Raw genomic sequence first — 20326 nt, forward strand, 5'->3', positions numbered from 1 at the left:
ATGTTTACATATCTCTATAAAGTTCTAAACGTTCCCATTTAGAATTAACTTCAGTTTGAGCTTGCTCAAGAAGTTTAGCCCCTAGTTCGGCATTGTCTTTAACCACTCTTGAAAAGCGTGTTTCATTGTACATAAAATCTTTTAGTGGTATTGAAGGTGCTTTGGAATCTAGTTTAAATTTCTTGCCTTTTGGCTTAGAGGGATCAAATCTAAATAATGGCCAATAACCACTTTCTACAGCTTTTTCTTGCTGTGATGCACCATGAGCTAAATCATATCCATGTTCACCACAATGCGAATAAGCAATTATTATCGATGGTCCAGGGTAGGCTTCAGCTTCTTCAATAGCTTTAAGAGTTTGAAGATCTTTGGCACCTATAGCGATTTGAGCTACATACACATTTTCATATGAAACGGCTTGCAACGCCAAACTTTTCTTGCTGGTGCGTTTTCCAGAAACTGAGAATTTCGCACTTGCTCCCATTGGTGTCGCTTTAGATGTTTGACCACCTGTGTTTGAATACACTTCTGTGTCTAATACCATAATGTTGATGTCCTCTCCTGTAGCTAAGATGTGATCTACACCTCCAAACCCTATATCATAAGCCCAACCATCTCCACCTAAAATCCATACAGATTTTTTACGTAGGTATTCGGTTAATTGAGATAATTTTTTGGCATTTTTATGATCGATATTCGCTAGTTTGATTTTTAATTTGTCTAAATTTTTGAAGTTTTCTTCTTTCTCAGCTTCCGTTTTTTCAGGATTATTTAAAATCGCATCAACCAAGTCTTTTCCAACTTCATTTTCAATCGATTTAAGTAAGTTTACTGCAATTTCTTGTTTCTTACTTAAAGCTAATTTCATACCTAAACCAAATTCAGCATTGTCTTCAAATAATGAATTAGCCCAAGCAGGGCCACGACCAAATTCATTAGTTTTATAAGGTGTTGTTGGTAAATTTCCGCCATAAATTGAAGAGCAGCCTGTGGCGTTTGCAATCAATATACTATCGCCATAAAGTTGTGTTAGTAATTTAATATATGGTGTTTCACCGCAACCAGAACACGCTCCTGAGAATTCAAATAACGGCTCAAGAAATTGTGATCCTTTAACGTTTGTTATTTGTAACTCTGTTCTGTTATAATCAGGTAAATCAATAAAATAATCCCAGTTTACATTTTCTATAGCTTCTACTTCAAGCTTTTTATGCATGTTGATAGCTTTATAGTCAGGATATTCTTTACTTACTGCAGGACAAACAGCAACACAAAGGTCACAACCTGTGCAGTCTTGAGGAGAAACTTGTAGCACATAAGATTCTTCATCTTTATTGAAAGGTCTTCCCTTTGCTGGCGCATATTTTAACGATAACGGAGCATCTGAGAATTCATCATTTCTAACAACTTTTGCTCTTATGGCGGCATGTGGACAAATAGCAACACACTTATTACATTGTGTACATAAATCTATGTCATCCCAAACGGGAACTGTATCAGCAATACCGCTTTTTTCAAATTGTGTGGTTCCTGTTGGGAAAGTACCGTCTACAGGAAATGCACTTACAGGTAGTTCATCTCCAAATCCACCTAATATTTTTTCTAACACCTCAGTAACAAAACCATCAGGCGCATTGTGCATGGCGGTTTCTAAATGTCTTTCACTAGTCACTTCTTTTGGATAATCTACTTGTTGGAGATTAGCAAGAGAATTATCAACAGCAGTAAAATTCATTTTAACTATTCTATCTCCTTTATGAGAATAGGATTTTACAATAGCATCTTTTATTCGTTGGATGGCTTCATCTTTTGGTAAAATTCCTGAAATAGCAAAGAAACAGGTTTGTAATACGGTATTGGTACGTTTACCAAGATTTGATTCGTCTGCTACTTTGGTGGCATCAATAACATAGAAATTAACTTCTTTTTCAATAATTTCTTTCTGAATTCTTTTGGGTAAATGATTCCATATATCATCTTTAGAATACGGCGAGTTTAATAAGAATGTACCCCCATGTTTTAAATCAGCTAACATGTTATACTTTTTAATAAACTTATATTGATGACTCGCAATAAAATCCGCTTTATCAATTAAATATGAGGAGTATATTGGTTTTGGACCAAAGCGTAAGTGAGAAATGGTTTGAGCTCCAGCCTTTTTAGAGTCATAAACAAAGTAACCTTGCACAAAATTATCTGTAGTATCACCAATAATTTTGATGGAGTTTTTGTTAGCTCCGACAGTACCATCAGACCCTAATCCATAGAACATGCAATTAATGGTATGCCGTTCTATTATAAAAGATTCGTCAATTGGTAAACTTAAAAAAGTAACATCGTCATTAATACCAACGGTAAAGTGATTTTTTGGTTGGTCATCTAATAATTCATCATAAACCCCTTTAACCATTTTAGGTGTAAACTCTTTTGAAGATAAGCCGTAACGGCCACCAACCACAATAGGCACCTCTCTGTCACTTTCAATTAATGCGGTAACAACATCTTGGTATAACGGTTCACCAACACTTCCCGGTTCTTTCGTTCTATCAAGAACAGCAATTTTTTTAACGGTTTCTGGCAACTCATTAACAAAGTGTTTTATTGAAAATGGTCTAAATAAGCGCACAAATATGACCCCTACTTTTTCTCCGTTTTTCACCATGGCTTCGACAGTTTCTCGTGCAGCACCTTCGCCAGATCCCATGAGTATGATAACACGTTCTGCTTTTGGGTGACCTTCATAATAGAATAAGCTGTATTTACGACCCGTATGTTTGTAGAATTCATTCATTGTTTCCTCAACAATACCAGGAACTTTTTCGTAAAACGTATTAGCAGCTTCTCTTGCTTGGAAGAATACATCCGGGTTTTGAGAGGTTCCTCTAATGACTGGATGATCTGGGTCAAGCGAGCGTTTTTTGTGATCCATAATAGCGTCTTCTGGCATCATGGCTTCAATAGTATCATCAGAAATGCCATCTATTTTTGAAATCTCATGAGAGGTTCGGAAACCATCAAAAATATTCAGAAAAGGCACCCTAGATTTTAATGTTGCAACCTGAGAAATAAGCGCAAAATCTTGAGCCTCTTGTACAGATCCTCCAAATAACATGGAGAATCCAGTTTGCCTGGTAGCCATAACATCGGAATGGTCACCAAAAATTGAAAGTGCATGTGTGGCAACGGTTCTTGCGGCTACGTGTATTACAGTTGGTAATAATTCACCTGCCATTTTGTACATATTAGGTATCATTAACAATAACCCCTGTGATGCTGTAAATGTGGTTGTTAATGCGCCTGCTTGCAAAGAACCATGAACGGCTCCCGCAGCACCACCTTCACTCTGCATTTCAACAATTCTAGGGACATTATCCCAAATATTTTTCTGTCCTTTTGAGCTATAAACATCGACGTGCTCGCCCATAGGTGATGCGGGTGTTATGGGGTAAATAGCGCATACCTCATTTGTTTTATGTGCAACTCTAGCAACAGCCTCATTAGCATCACAAATTAGTTTTGGAAAATCTTTTTTCATAATAGGTTATCTTGTTAAATAAAATAAAATTCACAAAAAGGTCCTATTTCAGACTCTTTGTAAAATATCTAATCGCGTGTAGACCTAACAAGATTTTTATTAAAGACCAAAACCTTCAGGTCATTTAAGTAAATTGACTATAAATTTAAATATGAATTAGTTCATAATTTATGACAATTGTCATGTGGAAGGGATAATTAAAAAAAAATATCTGAGGGTTTCATAAAATCATGAAACCCTCAGATATTGCGTTTAACCTTAATTATTGAAATTAGAAATTTAGTACAGAATAGAAATTCTAATTATTAAAAATTATGGTTTTGAAAATTACACGGCATGCAACCAAACTTTTTTCTTTAATAATGTGTCTTCGGTTTCTACATGATTTTCATCAGGTATACAACAATCAACAGGACATACGGATGCACATTGCGGTTCATCATGAAATCCTTTACACTCAGTGCATTTATCTGGTACAATGAAATAAAATTCATCAGAAATAGGGGCGTTCATTTCGTCGGCATCTACCTCATCACCATTTAAAAGTTTTACGTCGCCACTTAGTTCTGTTCCGTCAGAATATGACCATTCTTGATCTGGTTCGTAGATTGCATTATTCGGACATTCAGCAATACATGCGTCGCAATTAATGCATTCATCTGTTATTATTATTGCCATTATTTATCAATTTATAAGAATTAATATTTGTAAAAATAAAATACATTTTGCTGGGATTATGTGATAAAAGTCATATTTAGAATTAAAAAGTGATATTACATTTGGGTATTATAGGGCAGTGAATTCTTTGTCAAATTCATTGCGTTGCGTTTTTTAAATTATCAAGTTATGGTAACAAAGCAATTAAAACATCAGCCAGAAATCCTTGAAGCTGTTATTATAAGATTTGTTGGTGATTCCGGCGATGGCATGCAATTAACAGGAACCCAGTTTACAGATACCTCCGCTATGTTTGGAAATGACATAGCAACATTTCCAAATTATCCCTCCGAAATTAGAGCTCCACAAGGAAGTTTATACGGTGTTTCCGGCTATCAAGTACATATCGGAAGTGTTGAAATAAGTACACCAGGTGATGAATTGGATTTGTTAGTTGCCATGAATCCTGCAGGGTTAAAAACAAATTTATACGCTGTAAAACCAGGTCATACAATTATTGTCGATACAGACGCCTTCACTAAGAAAAATATAGAAAAAGCACAATACACTTCAAACCCATTAGAAGATGGGAGTTTAGATAACTACAGAGTAATTCAAGTAGCCATGTCCTCGTTAACGAAGGAGGCCTTAAAAGATATTGAAGGTTTAGATAATAAAGAAATTAACCGAACAAAAAACATGTTTGCTTTAGGTATGGTTTATTGGATGTATAATAGATCAACAAACCATACTATAGAATTTTTGAATAAAAAATTTAAAGCGAAACCACATGTCATTGAAGCAAATACTAAAGTACTTAATACAGGTTTTTATTTTGCGGAAACATTGGAATTGATTCCCAATGCATATACTATTTCGCCAGCTAAAATGCCAAGTGGTACCTACAGAATTATTATGGGTAATGCCGCAACAGCATGGGGCTTTTTGGCAGCTGCTGAAAAATCAGGATTGGAATTATTTTTGGGCTCTTATCCCATTACCCCAGCAACAGATATTTTACATGAATTAGTAAAACATAAACATTTTGGTGTAAAAGCATTTCAGGCTGAAGATGAAATAGCAGGAATCACATCTGCAATAGGGGCCTCATTTGCAGGCGATTTGGCCATAACAACAACTTCAGGTCCAGGGCTAGCATTAAAAGGTGAAGCTATAGGATTGGCTATGATGATTGAGACACCTTTAGTAGTTGTTAATGTGCAACGAGGAGGGCCTTCTACAGGATTGCCAACCAAAACAGAGCAATCTGATCTATTGCAAGCACTATATGGTAGAAATGGTGAAAGCCCTGTAATTGTTTTAGCAGCAAGTACACCTGGTAATTGCTTTGATATGGCTTATGAAGCCGCCAAACTTACAATAGAACACATGACCCCGGTTATACTCCTAACAGATGGATACATAGCTAATGGTTCAGCACCATGGAAAATTAAAAGTGTTAATGAGATGCCCGAAATTAAGAACAATATTATAAAAGAAGCAGTAGATGAGTGGCATCCTTATGATAGAGATGAAAAAACACTAGCCAGGAAATGGCCTCTACCTGGAACGAAAGGTTTAGAGCATCGTTTAGGTGGATTAGAAAAAGATAAAGTAAGTGGTAATGTATCATATGTTCCAGAAAATCATGAATACATGACCAAAATTCGAGCCGAAAAAATCAAAAGAGTTCAAAATTATATACCAGATTTAACTACTGAGTTTGCGACTAGTGGTGATTTATTAGTAGTAGGCTGGGGAGGTACTTATGGGTCTCTGCATTCAGCAGTTAAGCATATTAATGAATTAGGCTATAAGAATATAGGATACGCACACTTTAAATATATAAATCCACTACCTAAAAACACGGAAGCAGTTTTAAGAAAATTCAAAAAAATTGTGGTTTGCGAATTAAATAATGGCCAGTTTGCCAAAGTATTAAAAATGAATTTTAATGGATTGAATTTATCTCAATTTAATAAAATACAAGGATTACCATTCGGAAACAGGGAATTAATTGAAACATTTAAACAATTAGTTGAATACCATGGAAGCAATAATTGAAAATAAATATACGTATAAAGATTTTGAAAGTAATCAGGAAGTAAGATGGTGTCCGGGATGTGATGATTATGTCATACTTCGATCTATGCAAAAAGCGCTCCCAGAAATGGGTGTAAAAAAGGAGGATGTGGTCTTTATTTCTGGAATTGGATGCTCATCGAGGTTTCCGTATTATATGAATACTTATGGTATACATAGTATTCATGGTAGAGCACCTGCTATTGCTACTGGTGTAAAATTGGCTAACCCTAATCTAAGTGTTTGGGTTATTACTGGCGATGGCGATTCCATGGCTATTGGAGGAAACCATTTTATACATGTATTACGGCGAAATATAAATTTAAACATTATACTCTTTAATAATGAAATTTATGGTTTAACAAAGGGCCAATTTTCGCCAACCTCATTAATAGGTCAGAAAACAAAATCATCACCTTACGGAAATACACAACCACCATTTTCACCTGGTGAATTAGCCTTAGGAGCGCAAGCTCGGTTTTTCGGAAGAATTGGAGGAAATACACCAAAAGAAATGTCACAAATGTTTATTGATGCCGAAAAGTTTAAAGGAACTTCCTTAATTGAAGTGCTTCAAAACTGTGTCATTTTTAATGATAGTTGTTTTACTAAATACACGGATAAAAACGTCCGAGAAGACAAACAATTATTTGTTGAACATGGTAAGCCAATGATTTTTGGCAAGAATAGAGACAAAGGGCTTGTTTTAAACCGTCTGAAATTAGAAGTTGTGACTATTGGCGAAAACGGGGTGAAAGAGGAAGATTTATTAGTCCATGACGCAAAAGAGCAAGACCCCACTTTGCACCAAATGTTAGTTAGACTCGAATATCCATTGGTAACAGGTATCATTAGAAGTTTTGAAGATGTCACTTTAGAAGAACGAGAAGATTCATTAACGGCAGAGGTTAAATCTAGATCAAAATTTAGGAAAACAGATGATTTGTTTTTCTCGGGAGACACTTATGAAATTAAATAAATAAAAACGTAGTTAAATGGGTTCAGAGGCTATCATTGTATTTTTTATCGCGGGCGTCGTATTAGTTGCTGGGGCAAATTTTTTGTCGAACTTAATATCACATAAATCCGATAATCCACAAAAGCGCGAACCTTATGAAAGCGGTATGGTAACCAAAGGCCCTACTTGGGTTCAATTTAAAGTAGGCTATTATTTGTTCGCTATTCTATTCTTAATTTTTGATGTGGAAGTGGCATTTTTGGTTCCTTGGGCTGTTGTGTTTAAGGATGTAGGGTTTGTGGCTTTAATCGAAGTAGTCATATTCCTTTTAATATTAGGATTAGGGTTATTGTATGCATGGAAAAAAGGAGCATTAAAATGGGAGTAGAAGACAAAAAAAGGTATCTATCGGAGGTTCAAGACAGGGATCATAAATTTCCAAAAAATTTCCCGGGAAAGGTAATTCCTGCCGGAAATGGAGCGAACGTCATTGTTACTTCATTGGATAAAATAATCAACTGGGGGCGATCAAATTCTCTTTGGTCACTTTATTTTGGCACGAGTTGTTGTGCGATTGAAATGATGCAAACAGGAGCTGCAAGGCATGATTATTCGAGATTTGGTTTTGAGGTTGCACGTCCTTCCCCAAGGCAGGCAGATTTAATCATTATAGCAGGCACCATTGTTAATAAAATGGCGCCTGTTTTACGTCGTTTATACGACCAGATGGCAGAGCCAAAATATGTTATTGCTATGGGTGCTTGTGCTATCTCTGGAGGCCCCTTTTTTTATAATACATATTCTGTTGTTAAAGGAGCGGACCATGTAATTCCGGTAGATGTTTATGTTCCTGGGTGTCCGCCTCGCCCGGAGGCTTTATTAGAAGGGATGTTAATGCTTCAAGATAAAATTAGAACAGAAAACATGAAGCATAAAGACAATCCTATAGACGGGTTTGACGAAGGACTATAAAAATGGAATTATGAAAAACGAAGCGTTACAAGATTTAATAGGGAGTTGGATTCCAGATTTAGAATTTTCTGAAGAAGCATCCCAATTTTTGAATATTTCCGTAAAACCAGAACAGCTTCATCATTTAATGACGGCATTAAAAAATAATCCTGAAACGTATTTTGATTATTTATTTTGTTTAAGCGGTGTTGACTGGGAACCAGAATTAGGTGTCGTCTATCATTTAGAATCTACCAAGTATCGTCATATCGTTGTTGTAAAAGTGAAAACTGAAGACCGGGAAAATCCAATCATAGATACAGTAAGTGATATATGGAGAACTGCTGAATTTCATGAGCGCGAAGTTTTTGATTTTTTCGGAATAAAATTCAATAATCATCCAAATTTAAAGCGATTGTTTTTAACAGATGAATGGGATGGATTTCCCCTGAGAAAGGATTATGTCGATGATATTAATATGGTTATCAAATAAGTAAATATGGAAACAGTTACTATTAATAACAACTTTAAATCTGAAGAATATTTTATTAATATGGGGCCTCAGCACCCTGCGACGCATGGTGTGCTAAGATTAATATTGACTATCGACGGTGAAATCATTAAAAGAGTAGAACCAGACTTAGGATATATACATCGTTCTATTGAAAAAATGTGCGAACGTGATAGCTATCAGCAAATAGTTCATTTAACAGATAGAATGGATTATCTGTCATCTCACATTAACAATGAGGCCGTCTGTTTAACTGTTGAAAACGCACTTGAAATTGAGGTTCCTGAGCGGGTAAAAGTAGTTAGAACTATTCTAAGCGAGCTTACTCGAATTGCATCCCATTGTTTGTGGTGGGGCGTTATGGGAATGGATGTTGGCGCCTTGACTACCTATTTTTATGGTTTTAGAGATCGTGAAATGATCAATGATATTTTTGAGGAAACTTGTGGCGCCCGATTAACAATGAATTATAATATCCCGGGCGGACTGATGTTCGACATTCATCCAAATTTTGTTAATAGAACTAAAGAATTTGTATCGCATTTTAAGTCGAAACTTCCAGAATACGATGAACTGCTAACGGGTAATGTAATATTTCAAAAAAGAACAAAAGGGGTAGGAATATTATCAAAAGAAGACGCTATTTCCTTTGGAGCTTCTGGTCCCGTAGGACGAGGTTCGGGATATTCTTGTGATGTAAGAAAGCATCATCCTTACAGCGCATACGATCGTGTAGTTTTTACGGAATCTTTAAAAACAGAAGGGGATACGTTTGCCCGTTACCTTGTTAGAATTCAAGAAATGTGGGAGTCTCTGGCTATAATAGAGCAACTAATAGTTAATATTCCAGATGGCGATCACAAAGTAACTACCAATGCAGTTATCAAATTACCAAAAGGAGAGTTTTACCAACGGGTAGAAACAGCTCGTGGAGAATTAGGAGTCTATATCATTAGTACAGGAACAAAAAACCCATATCGACTTAAATTTCGATCTCCAGGATTTTCAAATTTATCGTTACTAAATCATATAGCAGTTGGTGGGAAAATAGGAGATTTAGTTGCAAGTATGGCCACTTTAGACTTGGTAATTCCTGATATTGATAGATAATATATAACACTATGAATATAGCTTTAAATATAACCAAAACTATACAAGATTGGCTTGTTAGCTTAATGCCGGAAAGTGTCGCTAGTATTGCTGCCATGGTTTTGGTCGCTCTAATTTATCTCGTAATTTTTGCAGTGGCGGGACTTTACTTAGTATTACTTGAAAGAAGGGTTGCTGCTTGGTTTCAGTTACGAATTGGACCTAATAGAGTTGGTCCACTAGGATTATTTCAAACCATGGCAGATGCTTTGAAACTAGTTTCAAAAGAGTTGACAGGTACTGTTAAAGCAGATAAATTTTTATACAATTTAGCACCTTACTTTGTAATTATATCATCACTAATGGCCTTAGCTATTTTTCCTTTTACGCAAGGTTTTCAGGCATTCGACATAAATATTGGTGTCTTCTTTTTAATAGCGATCTCTTCTATTGGTGTGATTGGAATATTATTAGGTGGATGGAGTAGTAACAATAAATTTGCACTAATCGGAGCCATGCGAAGTGGTGTTCAAACAATAAGCTATGAGTTGTCCATTGGGTTGTCCTTATTAACGATGATATTACTAACGGGAACCTTGCAATTGTCTCAGATCGTTGAGGTTCAAAAAAATGGGTGGCTAATTGTTCAAGGGCATATCCCGGCAATTATTGCTTTTATGATTTATATGATTGCTGGAACGGCCGAAACCAACCGAGCGCCTTTTGATATGGTGGAGGCGGAGTCTGAATTAGGGGCTGGTTTTCATACGGAATACTCAGGAATGAAATTTGCCTATTTCTTTTTAGCAGAATTTATAAACATGTTTATTATAGCTGCTATCGCAACTACTATTTTTTTTGGAGCTTGGTTGTCTCCCTTTGGAATCACTCAATCCGTTCCGTGGTTAGGAGTCTTTTGGTTTTTAGGCAAAACATTGGTTTTAGTGTTTCTAATGATGTGGTTTAGGTGGACTTTTCCAAGATTAAGGGTTGACCAATTACTGACCTTGGAATGGAAATATTTGTTGCCTATTAACTTAGTAAACTTGGTGGTTATGGCAATAATTGTTTGGTTAAACATAACGATTAATTTTTAGGGAAGATGAGTTATTTTTCAGAGATATATAAAGGAATAAAAACACTGCTTACGGGCATGCGCGTTACTGGAAAGTACTTTTTACATTCACGGAAAGGAGCTATTACACAGCAATATCCAGACAATAGAGACACTTTAAAAATGTTTGAACGCTTTCGTGGAGAAGTAGTGATGCCACATGACGAAAATAATGAACATCAGTGTACAGGTTGTCAAAAATGTGAAATTGCTTGCCCTAATGGAAGTATTGAGATTATTTGGGATAGAGGGATCGATGAAGAAACCGGTAAAAAGAAAAAGAAAATCGATAAGCATATTTATCATTTAGGGCTTTGTACCATGTGCGGTTTATGTATAGAAGCTTGTCCAACTGATGCCATTGTTTGGGCTCAAAATTATGAGAACTCTGTTTACGACCGAACAAAACTTACAAAAGTTTTAAATAGACCAAGTTCTAAAGTTAAAGCAGGAATAGAAGATTAGCGCTATGGAAAAATATATATTTTACATTTTATCGGTTATTGTAGTAGCTTTTGCAATGGCTTCTGTGTCAAGCAGAAAAATGCTGAGGTCTGTTATCTATTTATTGTTTGTCCTTTGTGGGATAGCCGGATTTTATTTTTTAATCGATTATAATTTTCTGGCAGCCGTTCAATTAACTGTCTATGCGGGTGGTATTGTAGTACTTATAATATTTTCTGTTTTATTAGTGCATCACATAGAAATGGAATTGGAAATAGCCAAGAGATCCAAACAACTACTCATAGGTTCGACATGTTTAATTGGGCTTGGCGTTTTTTTATACACTATTTACAATCATACTTTTAATGTTATACAAAACACCAATACAACAACAACTGGAGATATAGGCTCTAGACTGTTAAGCTTTGAAGCGGGGGGATTTATATTGCCATTCGAAGTCATTAGTATTTTGTTGTTAGCTGCTATGATTGGTAGTATTGTCATTGCAAAAGGGAAAAAACTATCCACTAAAAACAATGAGCCTTTATGATTATTGGAGTTAGCATATACGAACTACTTACCGTCACCTCAATCATATTTTTTATAGGGGTCTACGGTTTCATGACGAGAAAAAACCTAATATCTATTTTAATTTCAATAGAACTCATATTAAATGCTTCAGTTGTAAATTTTGTTGTTATTAACAAATATCTATATCCGGATATGCTACAAGGAGTTGTTTTTTCATTATTTATTATTGCTGTTGCTGCTGCCGAAACTGCTTTGGCGGTATCTATAATAATAAACCTGTACAGGCAAATCAGTTCTGTTGAAGTAAAAGACACGGAAAACATGAAATATTAAAAGTTTAAATATGAATCTAACTTATATCATATTAATACCCTTAATTCCACTGCTGGTTTTCTTGCTACTAGGAATTTTTAATCAAAAAATTAAACCTAAGATTTCAGGATATATTGGGGTTTTAGGACTAACAATTTCTGCAGTATTGTCTTTTTATGCAGGATATAAGTACTTTTTTGAAATCGGAAAAGTTGGTGGTGTTTATCAAACATTGACTGCAAGAACGACATGGATGAATTTTACAGATACGCTTAGTATTGATATGGGAATCCTAATTGACCCAATATCTGTTATGATGCTGTGTGTGGTATCTATAGTGTCTTTGATGGTACATGTTTATAGCCGAGGATATATGAAAGGGGATGATGGTTATACCAAATTCTTTGCTTTTTTAGGTCTCTTTTCATTTTCAATGTTCGGATTGGTGTTAGCAACAAACCTTTTTCAAATCTATATTTTTTGGGAATTAGTAGGAGTGTCGTCCTATTTATTGATAGGCTATTATTATACAAAACCTTCCGCCGTATCTGCAGCTAAAAAAGCATTTATTGTTACGCGTTTTGCCGATTTAGGGTTTTTAATAGGCATCTTAATTGTGGGTTATTACACAGGTACTTATGATTTTGAAACGCTGAATAACCCGGAAGGAAGTGCTATTTTAAATTGGGCAGCAACCTCTTTTATGGGGTTGTCCGGATTAACTTGGGCTTTAATTTTAATTTTTATTGGTTGTGCTGGTAAATCGGCGATGTTTCCATTACATATTTGGTTACCAGATGCTATGGAAGGTCCTACACCCGTTTCAGCTTTAATTCATGCAGCTACTATGGTCGTTGCTGGAGTGTATTTAGTAGCAAGATTATTTCCTATGTATTATTTCGTTGAGGATGGATACGCTCTTAATATCGTTGCTTATGTTGGTGCTTTTTCGGCGCTGTTTGCGGCGATAATAGCCATTACTCAAACTGATATAAAGCGTGTTTTAGCATTCTCAACTATGTCTCAATTAGGTTATATGATGTTGGCGCTAGGTGTTTCTGGTTATGAAGGTCATGAAGGTTTAGGATATATGGCATCTATGTTCCATTTGTTTACCCACGCTATGTTTAAGGCCTTATTATTTTTAGGTGCAGGATCTGTAATTCATGCGGTTCATAGTAATTTAATAACCGATATGGGTAATTTGCGTAAGTACATGCCCATAACCAATATTACCTTTTTAATTGCTGCATTGGCAATTGCTGGGATTCCTCCATTTGCTGGTTTTTGGAGTAAAGATGAAATTTTAGCAGCTGCTTTTGAGCATAACAAACTTATCTATGTAGTAGCTGTATTTGTAGCCGGGTTAACGGCTTTCTATATGTTTAGATTATACTTTGGTATTTTCTGGGGAAAGGAAACAAAATACAAACATAGGCCCCATGACTCTCCACTTTCAATGACATTTCCTTTAATAGTATTGGCACTATTAAGTATTGTTGGAGGATTTATACCGTTTAGTGAATTTGTAACACCAGATCGTACTGGTTTTGAGGCCCATTTAAATTATCCGCTTGCCGCTGTTGCTGTTAGTGTTGGTTTAATAGGAATTTTATTGGCCTGGGTTTTCTATAAAAAAGAAAATAGATTATCAGAAAGATTTGCAATTGGGTTTGGACCCTTATACAAATGGTCTTATGATAAATTTTATTTTGATGAGATTTATCTTTTCGTTACAAAAAAGATTTTATTTAAATGTGTTTCTGCACCAGCAGCATGGTTCGATAGACATGTGGTTGATGGAACGATGAACCTTATTGGAAACACCACAGTGAATACATCAAAAAAAATAAAGGGACTCCAATCTGGAAAAGTTCAAGATTATGCTTTTGCATTTATTTCAGGAGTTGTCATTATTGCTATAGTGTTTATTTATTTATGGACAAACTAATTGAATAATATGGATATTTTATCACTTTTTGTGGCAGTACCGGTAATCACCATTTTAGCATTGGTGTTTTCAAAGGGTTTAAAACAAGCCAGACAAATAGCTATGGTTGGAAGTTTTGTTCAATTGGGAATGGCCATAAATTTAGTGTTTGCTTATTTTAAAGAAAGAGCTGTTAATAATGATATCATGATTTTTACCAAAGATTTAGTTTGGTTTAAACAATTCAATATTCATTATAGTATTGGTGTTGATGGAATTTCAGTAGCACTTTTGGTCTTAACCTCTATTGTTGTTTTGGCAGGTGTTTTTATTTCCTGGAAAATGAAAGACCTACCCAAAGAATTCTTTGTGTCGTTGATTGTTCTTTCAACGGGCGTTTATGGGTTCTTTATTTCTATAGACTTATTTACCATGTTTGTATTCTATGAAATTGCGGTTATACCCATGTATTTGTTAATTGGAATCTGGGGAAGTGGACCAAAAGAATATTCAGCAATGAAATTAACATTGATGCTTATGGGAGCATCTGCGGTATTATTGGTTGGCATTTTAGGAATTTACTTAAATTCAAATGCCGATGGGGGGCCTTTAACTTTCAATATATTAGAAATTGCACAAGTGAACATCCCTTTGGAAGCTCAAAAACTATTTTTTCCATTAACTTTTATTGGTTTTGCAGTAATCGGCGCTTTATTTCCTTTCCATACATGGTCGCCAGATGGCCACGCGTCAGCACCAACAGCAGTATCCATGCTACATGCAGGGGTTTTAATGAAACTAGGTGGTTATGGGGTTTTTCGAGTAGCTATGTTTTTATTACCTGAAGGAACATTACATTGGTCATGGTTCTTTATAATATTATCAGTAATAGGTGTTATTTATGGTGCATTTGCTGCCATCAAACAAACCGACTTAAAGTACATTAATGCATACTCTTCTGTGAGTCACTTAGGGATGGTGTTGTTTGCACTGTTAATGTTAAATAAAACGGCTTGGAATGGTGCCATATTACAATCACTTTCTCATGGGTTTATGACGGCATTGTTCTTCGCTTTAATTGGGATGATTTACGAAAGAACACACACAAGGGATATTAGAAAATTAGGAGGATTGCTTAAAGTAATACCTTTTATTTCAGTTATCTACGTTATAGCTGGTTTGGCATCATTAGGACTACCTGGGTTTAGTGGATATGTGGCAGAAATGAACATTTTCGTGGGTGCTTTCCAACATGATGATATGTTTTATAGAGTGGCCACTATTATTTCTGTTTCTGCCATTGTGGTGACTGCAGTTTACGTATTAAGGGTGGTTGGTATCATGCTCATGGGGCCGGTTAAAAATGACGATTTTTTAGAGTTGCATAGAGCAACCTGGTTTGAAAAAACGGGAATATTGTTATTACTGATACCTATAGTGGGGATTGGGGTTGCGCCTTTATGGTTAAGTGATATGATTTTAGCAAGTCTTGAACCTTTTATAAAAGGTGTTTTATAATTTAAAAGAACAACTAAAATGAATTTCAGTAATTTTTTATTAATGCGGCATGAAATTTTGCTTTTGGCAATTATCTTGATATTGCTAATGGGCGAAATTTTTATTCGAGTAGAAAAGAAAAGCAGTATCATTCATTTAGCACTATTTCTTTTTGGAATCCATACGGCCATAGGTTTTTTTGCCATTGAAGAGGATAGTTTGTTTGGAGGGATGTTCCGAACAAATACAATGATTCATTTCTTTAAGAACGTATTAAATATTGGAGTATTGATTTTATTATTGCAGTCGGCTGATTGGTTAAAGGAAAAAATATTCAGTGAAAACAAGGGAAGTGAATTCTTTATTTTATTGTTTTCCTCGTTGCTTGGTATGTATTTTATGATTTCGTCTGGAGATTTCTTGATGTTTTATTTAGGGCTGGAATTATCTACTTTACCAGTAGCAGCATTGGCAGCTTTTGAAATTGGAAAACGAATATCCAGTGAAGCAGGGATAAAGCTCATATTATCTGCTGCATTGGCCTCAGGTGTATCATTATTTGGAATTTCCATGCTTTATGCGACTTCGGGTTCCATTTATTTTGATAGTATTACTGTAGTGATCACATCAAGCCATTTGACCTTATTAGGAATGATCTTATTTTTTGCAGGATTAGCATTTAAAATTTCGTTAGTGCCATTTCATTTCTGGACGGCAGATGTATATGAAGGCGCTCCAATTAGTATCGCTTCTTATTTGTCTGTCATTTCAAAAGGGGCTGCGGTATTTATATTAATGATTTTATTGTTCACTGTTTTAAAACCACTCATGCATGTATGGGAGAATATGATATATGTAATTGCCATAGCAACCATGTTTATTGGTAATTTATTTGCTTTAAGACAACAAAACATGAAGCGATTTTTGGCATTTTCGTCTATTGCCCAAGCAGGATTTATTTTATTGGGTTTGATAACAGGGTCACAATTAGGCACAGCAACCATGGTTTATTTCGTCATGATTTACATATTTTCAAACTTGGCAGCGTTTGGTGTTGTACAAGCTATTTCCTTGCAAACAGGAAAAGAAAACATGAATGATTATGAAGGCTTGTATAGAACCAATCCAAATTTAAGTATAATCATGATGTTAGCCTTGTTTTCATTGGCAGGAATCCCTCCTTTAGCAGGTTTCTTTGGTAAGTTCTTCTTGTTCACGGCAGCGGCGAGCAAAGGCTACTATTTATTGGTGTTTTTGGCGGTTGTTAACGTTACTATTTCCCTTTATTATTACTTATTGGTTGTCAGAGCGATGTTCTTAAGAAAAAGCAATAACCCTATTCCATATTTTAAGAACAAACTATACATGCGGCTAGGATTAATAATCGCATTTGTTGGTATTTTAGTGATTGGATTATATAGCCCTTTGTATGATTATATTTATCAATTAAGTAATGCATTTAATTAGAAGATTATGGCTTTATCAGGTAAACATACATTTGGAAGTATAGGAGAAACAAGAGTTACTTTTGTTGAAAAGGGGGTTGATGAAAACCGACGAAATTTTCTCAAAGAATTATTAGAACATAATGGTTTTGAGGTTATCACTGAAGAAGAAACCAGAAAGTCTAACGAAGATCCACAATTATATTCAGTGGGGGTTACTGATATGGTTTTTAACCCCACTATTTGGGTTTTTGAACGCAAACTCAAAACATTGGATGGCCATAAGGTTACCCAAGATTATTGGAATCAAAAAACACAAAGTACCAATCCGCATTATTGGAACAATGGAGAAAAATAATCAATTCAATCTACTAATATTTAATATCTAAAACACGGATTATTAATGATTTTGAATTAAATTATTTCATAACCCTATTAATCCTATTAAAATTATAGGATATTAAAATATGCCATTCTAAAATTTAATTATATTTTTGCACTTATTTTTTAAGGATAAAAAAGCATTAAATAATTAGTATTAGTAATGGTTGATATTAAAATAAAGATAACCGATAGAGAAGGTACAACGCATGAGGTTGTAGCACCAACTGATATGGCCATGAACCTTATGGAAGTCGTTCGTTCGTATGAACTTGCTCCTGAGGGTACCATTGGTGTTTGTGGCGGAATGGCCATGTGTGCATCTTGCCAATGCTATGTTCTAAGCGATACCGAACTTCCTGAGATGAGTGATGATGAAGAAGCTATGTTATCTGAGGCTTTCGATGTGAAAGATAACAGCCGCTTAGGGTGTCAGATCCCTATGACGCCAGAAATGGAAGGTCTTGAAGTTGAATTGGCTCCTGAAAGTTAATCACCACCAAACCACAAAACATTTTTGTAATTCGCCGTTTTTTGATTTTATCCAAACCATAGGTGAAAATCGATCATTTATATCCGACTCAGCTTCTTTTTTAAAGACCTCAAAAGACATCCAATTTACATTTGGATGTGGTGATACCAACCAATCTTTCTTATTTGGAATATAAAATTTACAAGTATCGAATTGATTAATCTTATTCCAAGGAATATAAAACCCATATACACACTCTGGGTTTATTTTATTTAAGGTAATATTTTGCTGTTCAAGGGGTAAGAACAACTGTGCTTTAAAGTAAACCTTTTGAGTCAGATCTTCTGACTTCAACCGTAAGGATTTTAAATAGGTTTGGCAGGCCTTTGAATGCAGTAAAGGCAGTTGTTTGTTCTTTAATTTTGAAAGCTTTTCAACCAAAGTATCCTTGCGATTCGGTCCAATAAAATGGTCAATTTCTGATTCACCTACCGAGCCGTCGTACAAATAGAACTTATACACAATTTCTAAATGGATAATTTGCTGGTCTTTTTTAAAGAGGCAATCCAATTCCCCTAATGTGGTTTTTCCATCATGAATTTGAATATTCTCAGCTAAAATGGTGATATTTTTATGTGACCTTAGTTCGAAGAAAGCAAAACGTTCGACGTAATTCCCAAGCCTCAAACGGTTGTCAATCGCGATATCAAAATGAGTCGGTTTTGAGATTATTTCAAAAGGACTGAGATCAAACAAGCTTTTGCCTAGCCATAATACAGGCGTATTCAAAAAACCTTCATAACGGTTTTGAACTGAGTTGCTCAAGTTAATCTTCTAATTTTTGAATGGCTAATGGTAGAATTCTTTCCACAAACTTGCTGTATGCCAACGCTGATGGATGAAGGCCGTCTGAGGCTACCAATTCGGGCTTATCTAAACCTTCACGCGTAATATCTGTGATGTTTACAAAAGTGATTTCTTTTAAATTACAGTAATCTTGAGCAAAACTGTTGTACTTGTCGATTTCTTCAGAAATACTGGTACTTCCTCTACCAAAAGGTGTAAACGCATAGTCAGGTATAGATACAACAACAACATTATTTTTATCATTTCCAGCTTTTTCAATAGCTGTATTCAAAAGCTGAGGAAATTCGTCTTCATAAATAGAAAACGACTTTCCCTGATATTGATTATTGACGCCAATTAAAAGGGTTACCAGATCATAATTGGAAGGTGGGTTTTCAGAATTAATACTGTTTATTAGGTTGGTTGTTGTCCATCCGGTTCTGGCGATAATATCGAGTTCCACAGGATCGCTCGAACTTAAATTCTTGATCAAACTATCTTTTAATTGCTCAGGAAACCTGCAAGTTTCACAGACACTTTCACCAATGGTATAACTATCCCCCAGAGCTAATAACCTGGTAATATTATCGTCGAGAGAAGGCGTTTCAGCTTCCGAAGCCGTATTTAAAGGATTTTCAGGATCCGAAGGCAGTTCGCCGTTACTACAGCCAATAAAGAGTACAATGGTACTCAGAATCATATACAGTTTCTGTCTCATAGAACATTTTTAGTAAAGATAATGAATTATTTTAACGACACTGTTTCACTTTAGTACTGCGCTACGGGCTGTCTTTCTTCTATGAGGTATTCAATGCAGTCCCATAACGCAATACGTTTTTCAAGAGCACGTTTAGCAATCTCCTCAACAGCTTGCCATTTATTTTGGTCATCACCACATAATTCAGAAATCATTGTCATTGCCATAGGGCCATGCTCATCACCGTCCAATTCGATGTGGCGCTCAAAATAGTAAATGAGTTTAGATAGATCAATTTCGTTGAGGTTACTTTGAAATTTCTTCAAAATCTCGGTAAACATTTCCGGTATGAGATCTTCCCGTCCGAATGTGAATGCCGAAGCAATCTCATGTGGCTGACCCTGTTCAATAAGTTCAAAGGTGAAATTTAAAAAGTCTTTTACAGCTTCGGGTAACGGACTATTTTTAATGGAAACGAAAATGTTTTTGGTTTCCTGAATGTGGTCTAAAAAATCCGTTACTAATTCGGTATTCGCTTGGGCATCGCGCATCGCATCTATGTAAAGTTCGTAATGACTTTTGCGATGTCCAAACTGGTCAATATCGGTTTCTTCGGCTAAAACAATTTCATTAATTAAATAGCGGGTTTCAGGATTCCCAAGCGGCATCCACGGCGTGGTTGTACAGGTTAATTTATTTTGAAGGGCTTTCAATAAAGACATAAAATCCCAAACCGCAAAAACATGATGCTGCAAAAACAGTTGTAAGTCATTAACCGTTTTAATTTTATTGTACAGGGAATGGTTCAGTAAGTTCTTCTGATAAGGCTTAATAGCCTTGTGAATATAATCTATGGTCATGGCGCAATTTTTTA

General features: G+C 35.4%; 20 protein-coding genes. 15 read left to right on the top strand and 5 right to left on the bottom strand.

What is annotated here, in order from left to right; all coding sequences use genetic code 11:
- Positions 1 to 4: 4 nt before the first annotated feature.
- Positions 5 to 3535, bottom strand: a complete 3531-nt coding sequence (gene nifJ / locus V8G61_RS01480) for a pyruvate:ferredoxin (flavodoxin) oxidoreductase (protein ID WP_394873654.1) — start codon at positions 3533 to 3535, stop codon at positions 5 to 7.
- 327 nt (positions 3536 to 3862) lie between these two features.
- On the bottom strand, positions 3863 to 4213 hold the full coding sequence (locus V8G61_RS01485) for a 4Fe-4S dicluster domain-containing protein (RefSeq protein ID WP_394873655.1): 351 nt from the start codon (positions 4211 to 4213) through the stop codon (positions 3863 to 3865).
- Between the two features lie 168 nt (positions 4214 to 4381).
- Here V8G61_RS01485 and V8G61_RS01490 point away from each other — a divergent pair, with 168 nt between their 5' ends.
- The 15 genes from V8G61_RS01490 (at position 4382) to V8G61_RS01560 (ending at position 17930) form a co-directional block, all read left to right on the top strand.
- The gene (locus V8G61_RS01490; RefSeq protein ID WP_394873656.1) at positions 4382 to 6256 is read left to right on the top strand and encodes a 2-oxoacid:acceptor oxidoreductase subunit alpha; all 1875 of its coding nucleotides are present in this window, start codon (positions 4382 to 4384) and stop codon (positions 6254 to 6256) included.
- The gene (locus V8G61_RS01495) at positions 6240 to 7253 is read left to right on the top strand and encodes a 2-oxoacid:ferredoxin oxidoreductase subunit beta (protein ID WP_394873657.1); all 1014 of its coding nucleotides are present in this window, start codon (positions 6240 to 6242) and stop codon (positions 7251 to 7253) included. Before V8G61_RS01490 ends, V8G61_RS01495 begins: the two co-directional genes overlap by 17 nt.
- A gap of 16 nt (positions 7254 to 7269) precedes the next feature.
- Entirely contained in the window at positions 7270 to 7620 is a 351-nt protein-coding gene (locus V8G61_RS01500; RefSeq protein ID WP_394873658.1) for an NADH-quinone oxidoreductase subunit A, read from the top strand.
- Positions 7611 to 8204 (top strand): NADH-quinone oxidoreductase subunit B, encoded by a 594-nt coding sequence (locus V8G61_RS01505; protein WP_394873659.1) that lies wholly within the window; start codon positions 7611 to 7613, stop codon positions 8202 to 8204. The genes V8G61_RS01500 and V8G61_RS01505 overlap by 10 nt, the downstream gene beginning before the upstream one ends.
- Before the next feature lie 10 nt (positions 8205 to 8214).
- Positions 8215 to 8676, top strand: a complete 462-nt coding sequence (locus V8G61_RS01510) for an NADH-quinone oxidoreductase subunit C (protein WP_394873660.1) — start codon at positions 8215 to 8217, stop codon at positions 8674 to 8676.
- 6 nt (positions 8677 to 8682) lie between these two features.
- Positions 8683 to 9804: an NADH-quinone oxidoreductase subunit D gene (locus V8G61_RS01515; protein ID WP_394873661.1), complete on the top strand. Its 1122-nt coding sequence runs from the start codon at positions 8683 to 8685 to the stop codon at positions 9802 to 9804.
- Between the two features lie 11 nt (positions 9805 to 9815).
- Positions 9816 to 10880 (top strand): NADH-quinone oxidoreductase subunit NuoH, encoded by a 1065-nt coding sequence (gene nuoH, locus V8G61_RS01520; RefSeq protein ID WP_394873662.1) that lies wholly within the window; start codon positions 9816 to 9818, stop codon positions 10878 to 10880.
- Between the two features lie 5 nt (positions 10881 to 10885).
- Positions 10886 to 11362, top strand: coding sequence for a 4Fe-4S binding protein (locus tag V8G61_RS01525; protein WP_394873663.1), 477 nt, complete (start codon positions 10886 to 10888; stop codon positions 11360 to 11362).
- Positions 11363 to 11366: 4 nt separating this feature from the next.
- A complete protein-coding gene (locus V8G61_RS01530; protein WP_394873664.1) occupies positions 11367 to 11891 on the top strand; it encodes an NADH-quinone oxidoreductase subunit J in 525 nt (174 codons plus the stop codon).
- Complete coding sequence (nuoK, locus tag V8G61_RS01535) at positions 11888 to 12205, top strand: NADH-quinone oxidoreductase subunit NuoK (RefSeq protein WP_394873665.1); 318 nt, start codon at positions 11888 to 11890, stop codon at positions 12203 to 12205. Before V8G61_RS01530 ends, nuoK begins: the two co-directional genes overlap by 4 nt.
- A 10-nt stretch (positions 12206 to 12215) precedes the next feature.
- Positions 12216 to 14135: an NADH-quinone oxidoreductase subunit L gene (gene nuoL / locus V8G61_RS01540; RefSeq protein ID WP_394873666.1), complete on the top strand. Its 1920-nt coding sequence runs from the start codon at positions 12216 to 12218 to the stop codon at positions 14133 to 14135.
- A 9-nt stretch (positions 14136 to 14144) separates the two neighbouring features.
- The gene (locus V8G61_RS01545) at positions 14145 to 15632 is read left to right on the top strand and encodes a NuoM family protein (RefSeq protein WP_394873667.1); all 1488 of its coding nucleotides are present in this window, start codon (positions 14145 to 14147) and stop codon (positions 15630 to 15632) included.
- 42 nt (positions 15633 to 15674) lie between these two features.
- Positions 15675 to 17078 (top strand): NADH-quinone oxidoreductase subunit N, encoded by a 1404-nt coding sequence (locus V8G61_RS01550; protein WP_394874478.1) that lies wholly within the window; start codon positions 15675 to 15677, stop codon positions 17076 to 17078.
- 6 nt (positions 17079 to 17084) lie between these two features.
- Entirely contained in the window at positions 17085 to 17414 is a 330-nt protein-coding gene (locus V8G61_RS01555; protein WP_394873668.1) for a hypothetical protein, read from the top strand.
- Positions 17415 to 17600: 186 nt separating this feature from the next.
- On the top strand, positions 17601 to 17930 hold the full coding sequence (locus V8G61_RS01560) for a ferredoxin (protein WP_394873669.1): 330 nt from the start codon (positions 17601 to 17603) through the stop codon (positions 17928 to 17930).
- On the opposite strand, the gene V8G61_RS01565 is transcribed toward V8G61_RS01560, so the two are convergent.
- The 3 genes from V8G61_RS01565 to V8G61_RS01575 are packed head-to-tail and all read right to left on the bottom strand — an operon-like array spanning position 17931 to position 20312.
- Positions 17931 to 18734, bottom strand: a complete 804-nt coding sequence (locus tag V8G61_RS01565) for a DUF1853 family protein (RefSeq protein ID WP_394873670.1) — start codon at positions 18732 to 18734, stop codon at positions 17931 to 17933. It abuts the gene before it with no gap.
- Between the two features lies 1 nt (position 18735).
- The gene (locus V8G61_RS01570) at positions 18736 to 19473 is read right to left on the bottom strand and encodes an SGNH/GDSL hydrolase family protein (protein WP_394873671.1); all 738 of its coding nucleotides are present in this window, start codon (positions 19471 to 19473) and stop codon (positions 18736 to 18738) included.
- A 50-nt stretch (positions 19474 to 19523) separates the two neighbouring features.
- Positions 19524 to 20312 (bottom strand): DUF3050 domain-containing protein, encoded by a 789-nt coding sequence (locus V8G61_RS01575; RefSeq protein WP_394873672.1) that lies wholly within the window; start codon positions 20310 to 20312, stop codon positions 19524 to 19526.
- Positions 20313 to 20326: the final 14 nt, after the last annotated feature.

This window comes from Gaetbulibacter sp. M240 (genome assembly GCF_043876815.1).
In the GTDB taxonomy this organism is placed as follows: domain Bacteria; phylum Bacteroidota; class Bacteroidia; order Flavobacteriales; family Flavobacteriaceae; genus Gaetbulibacter_A.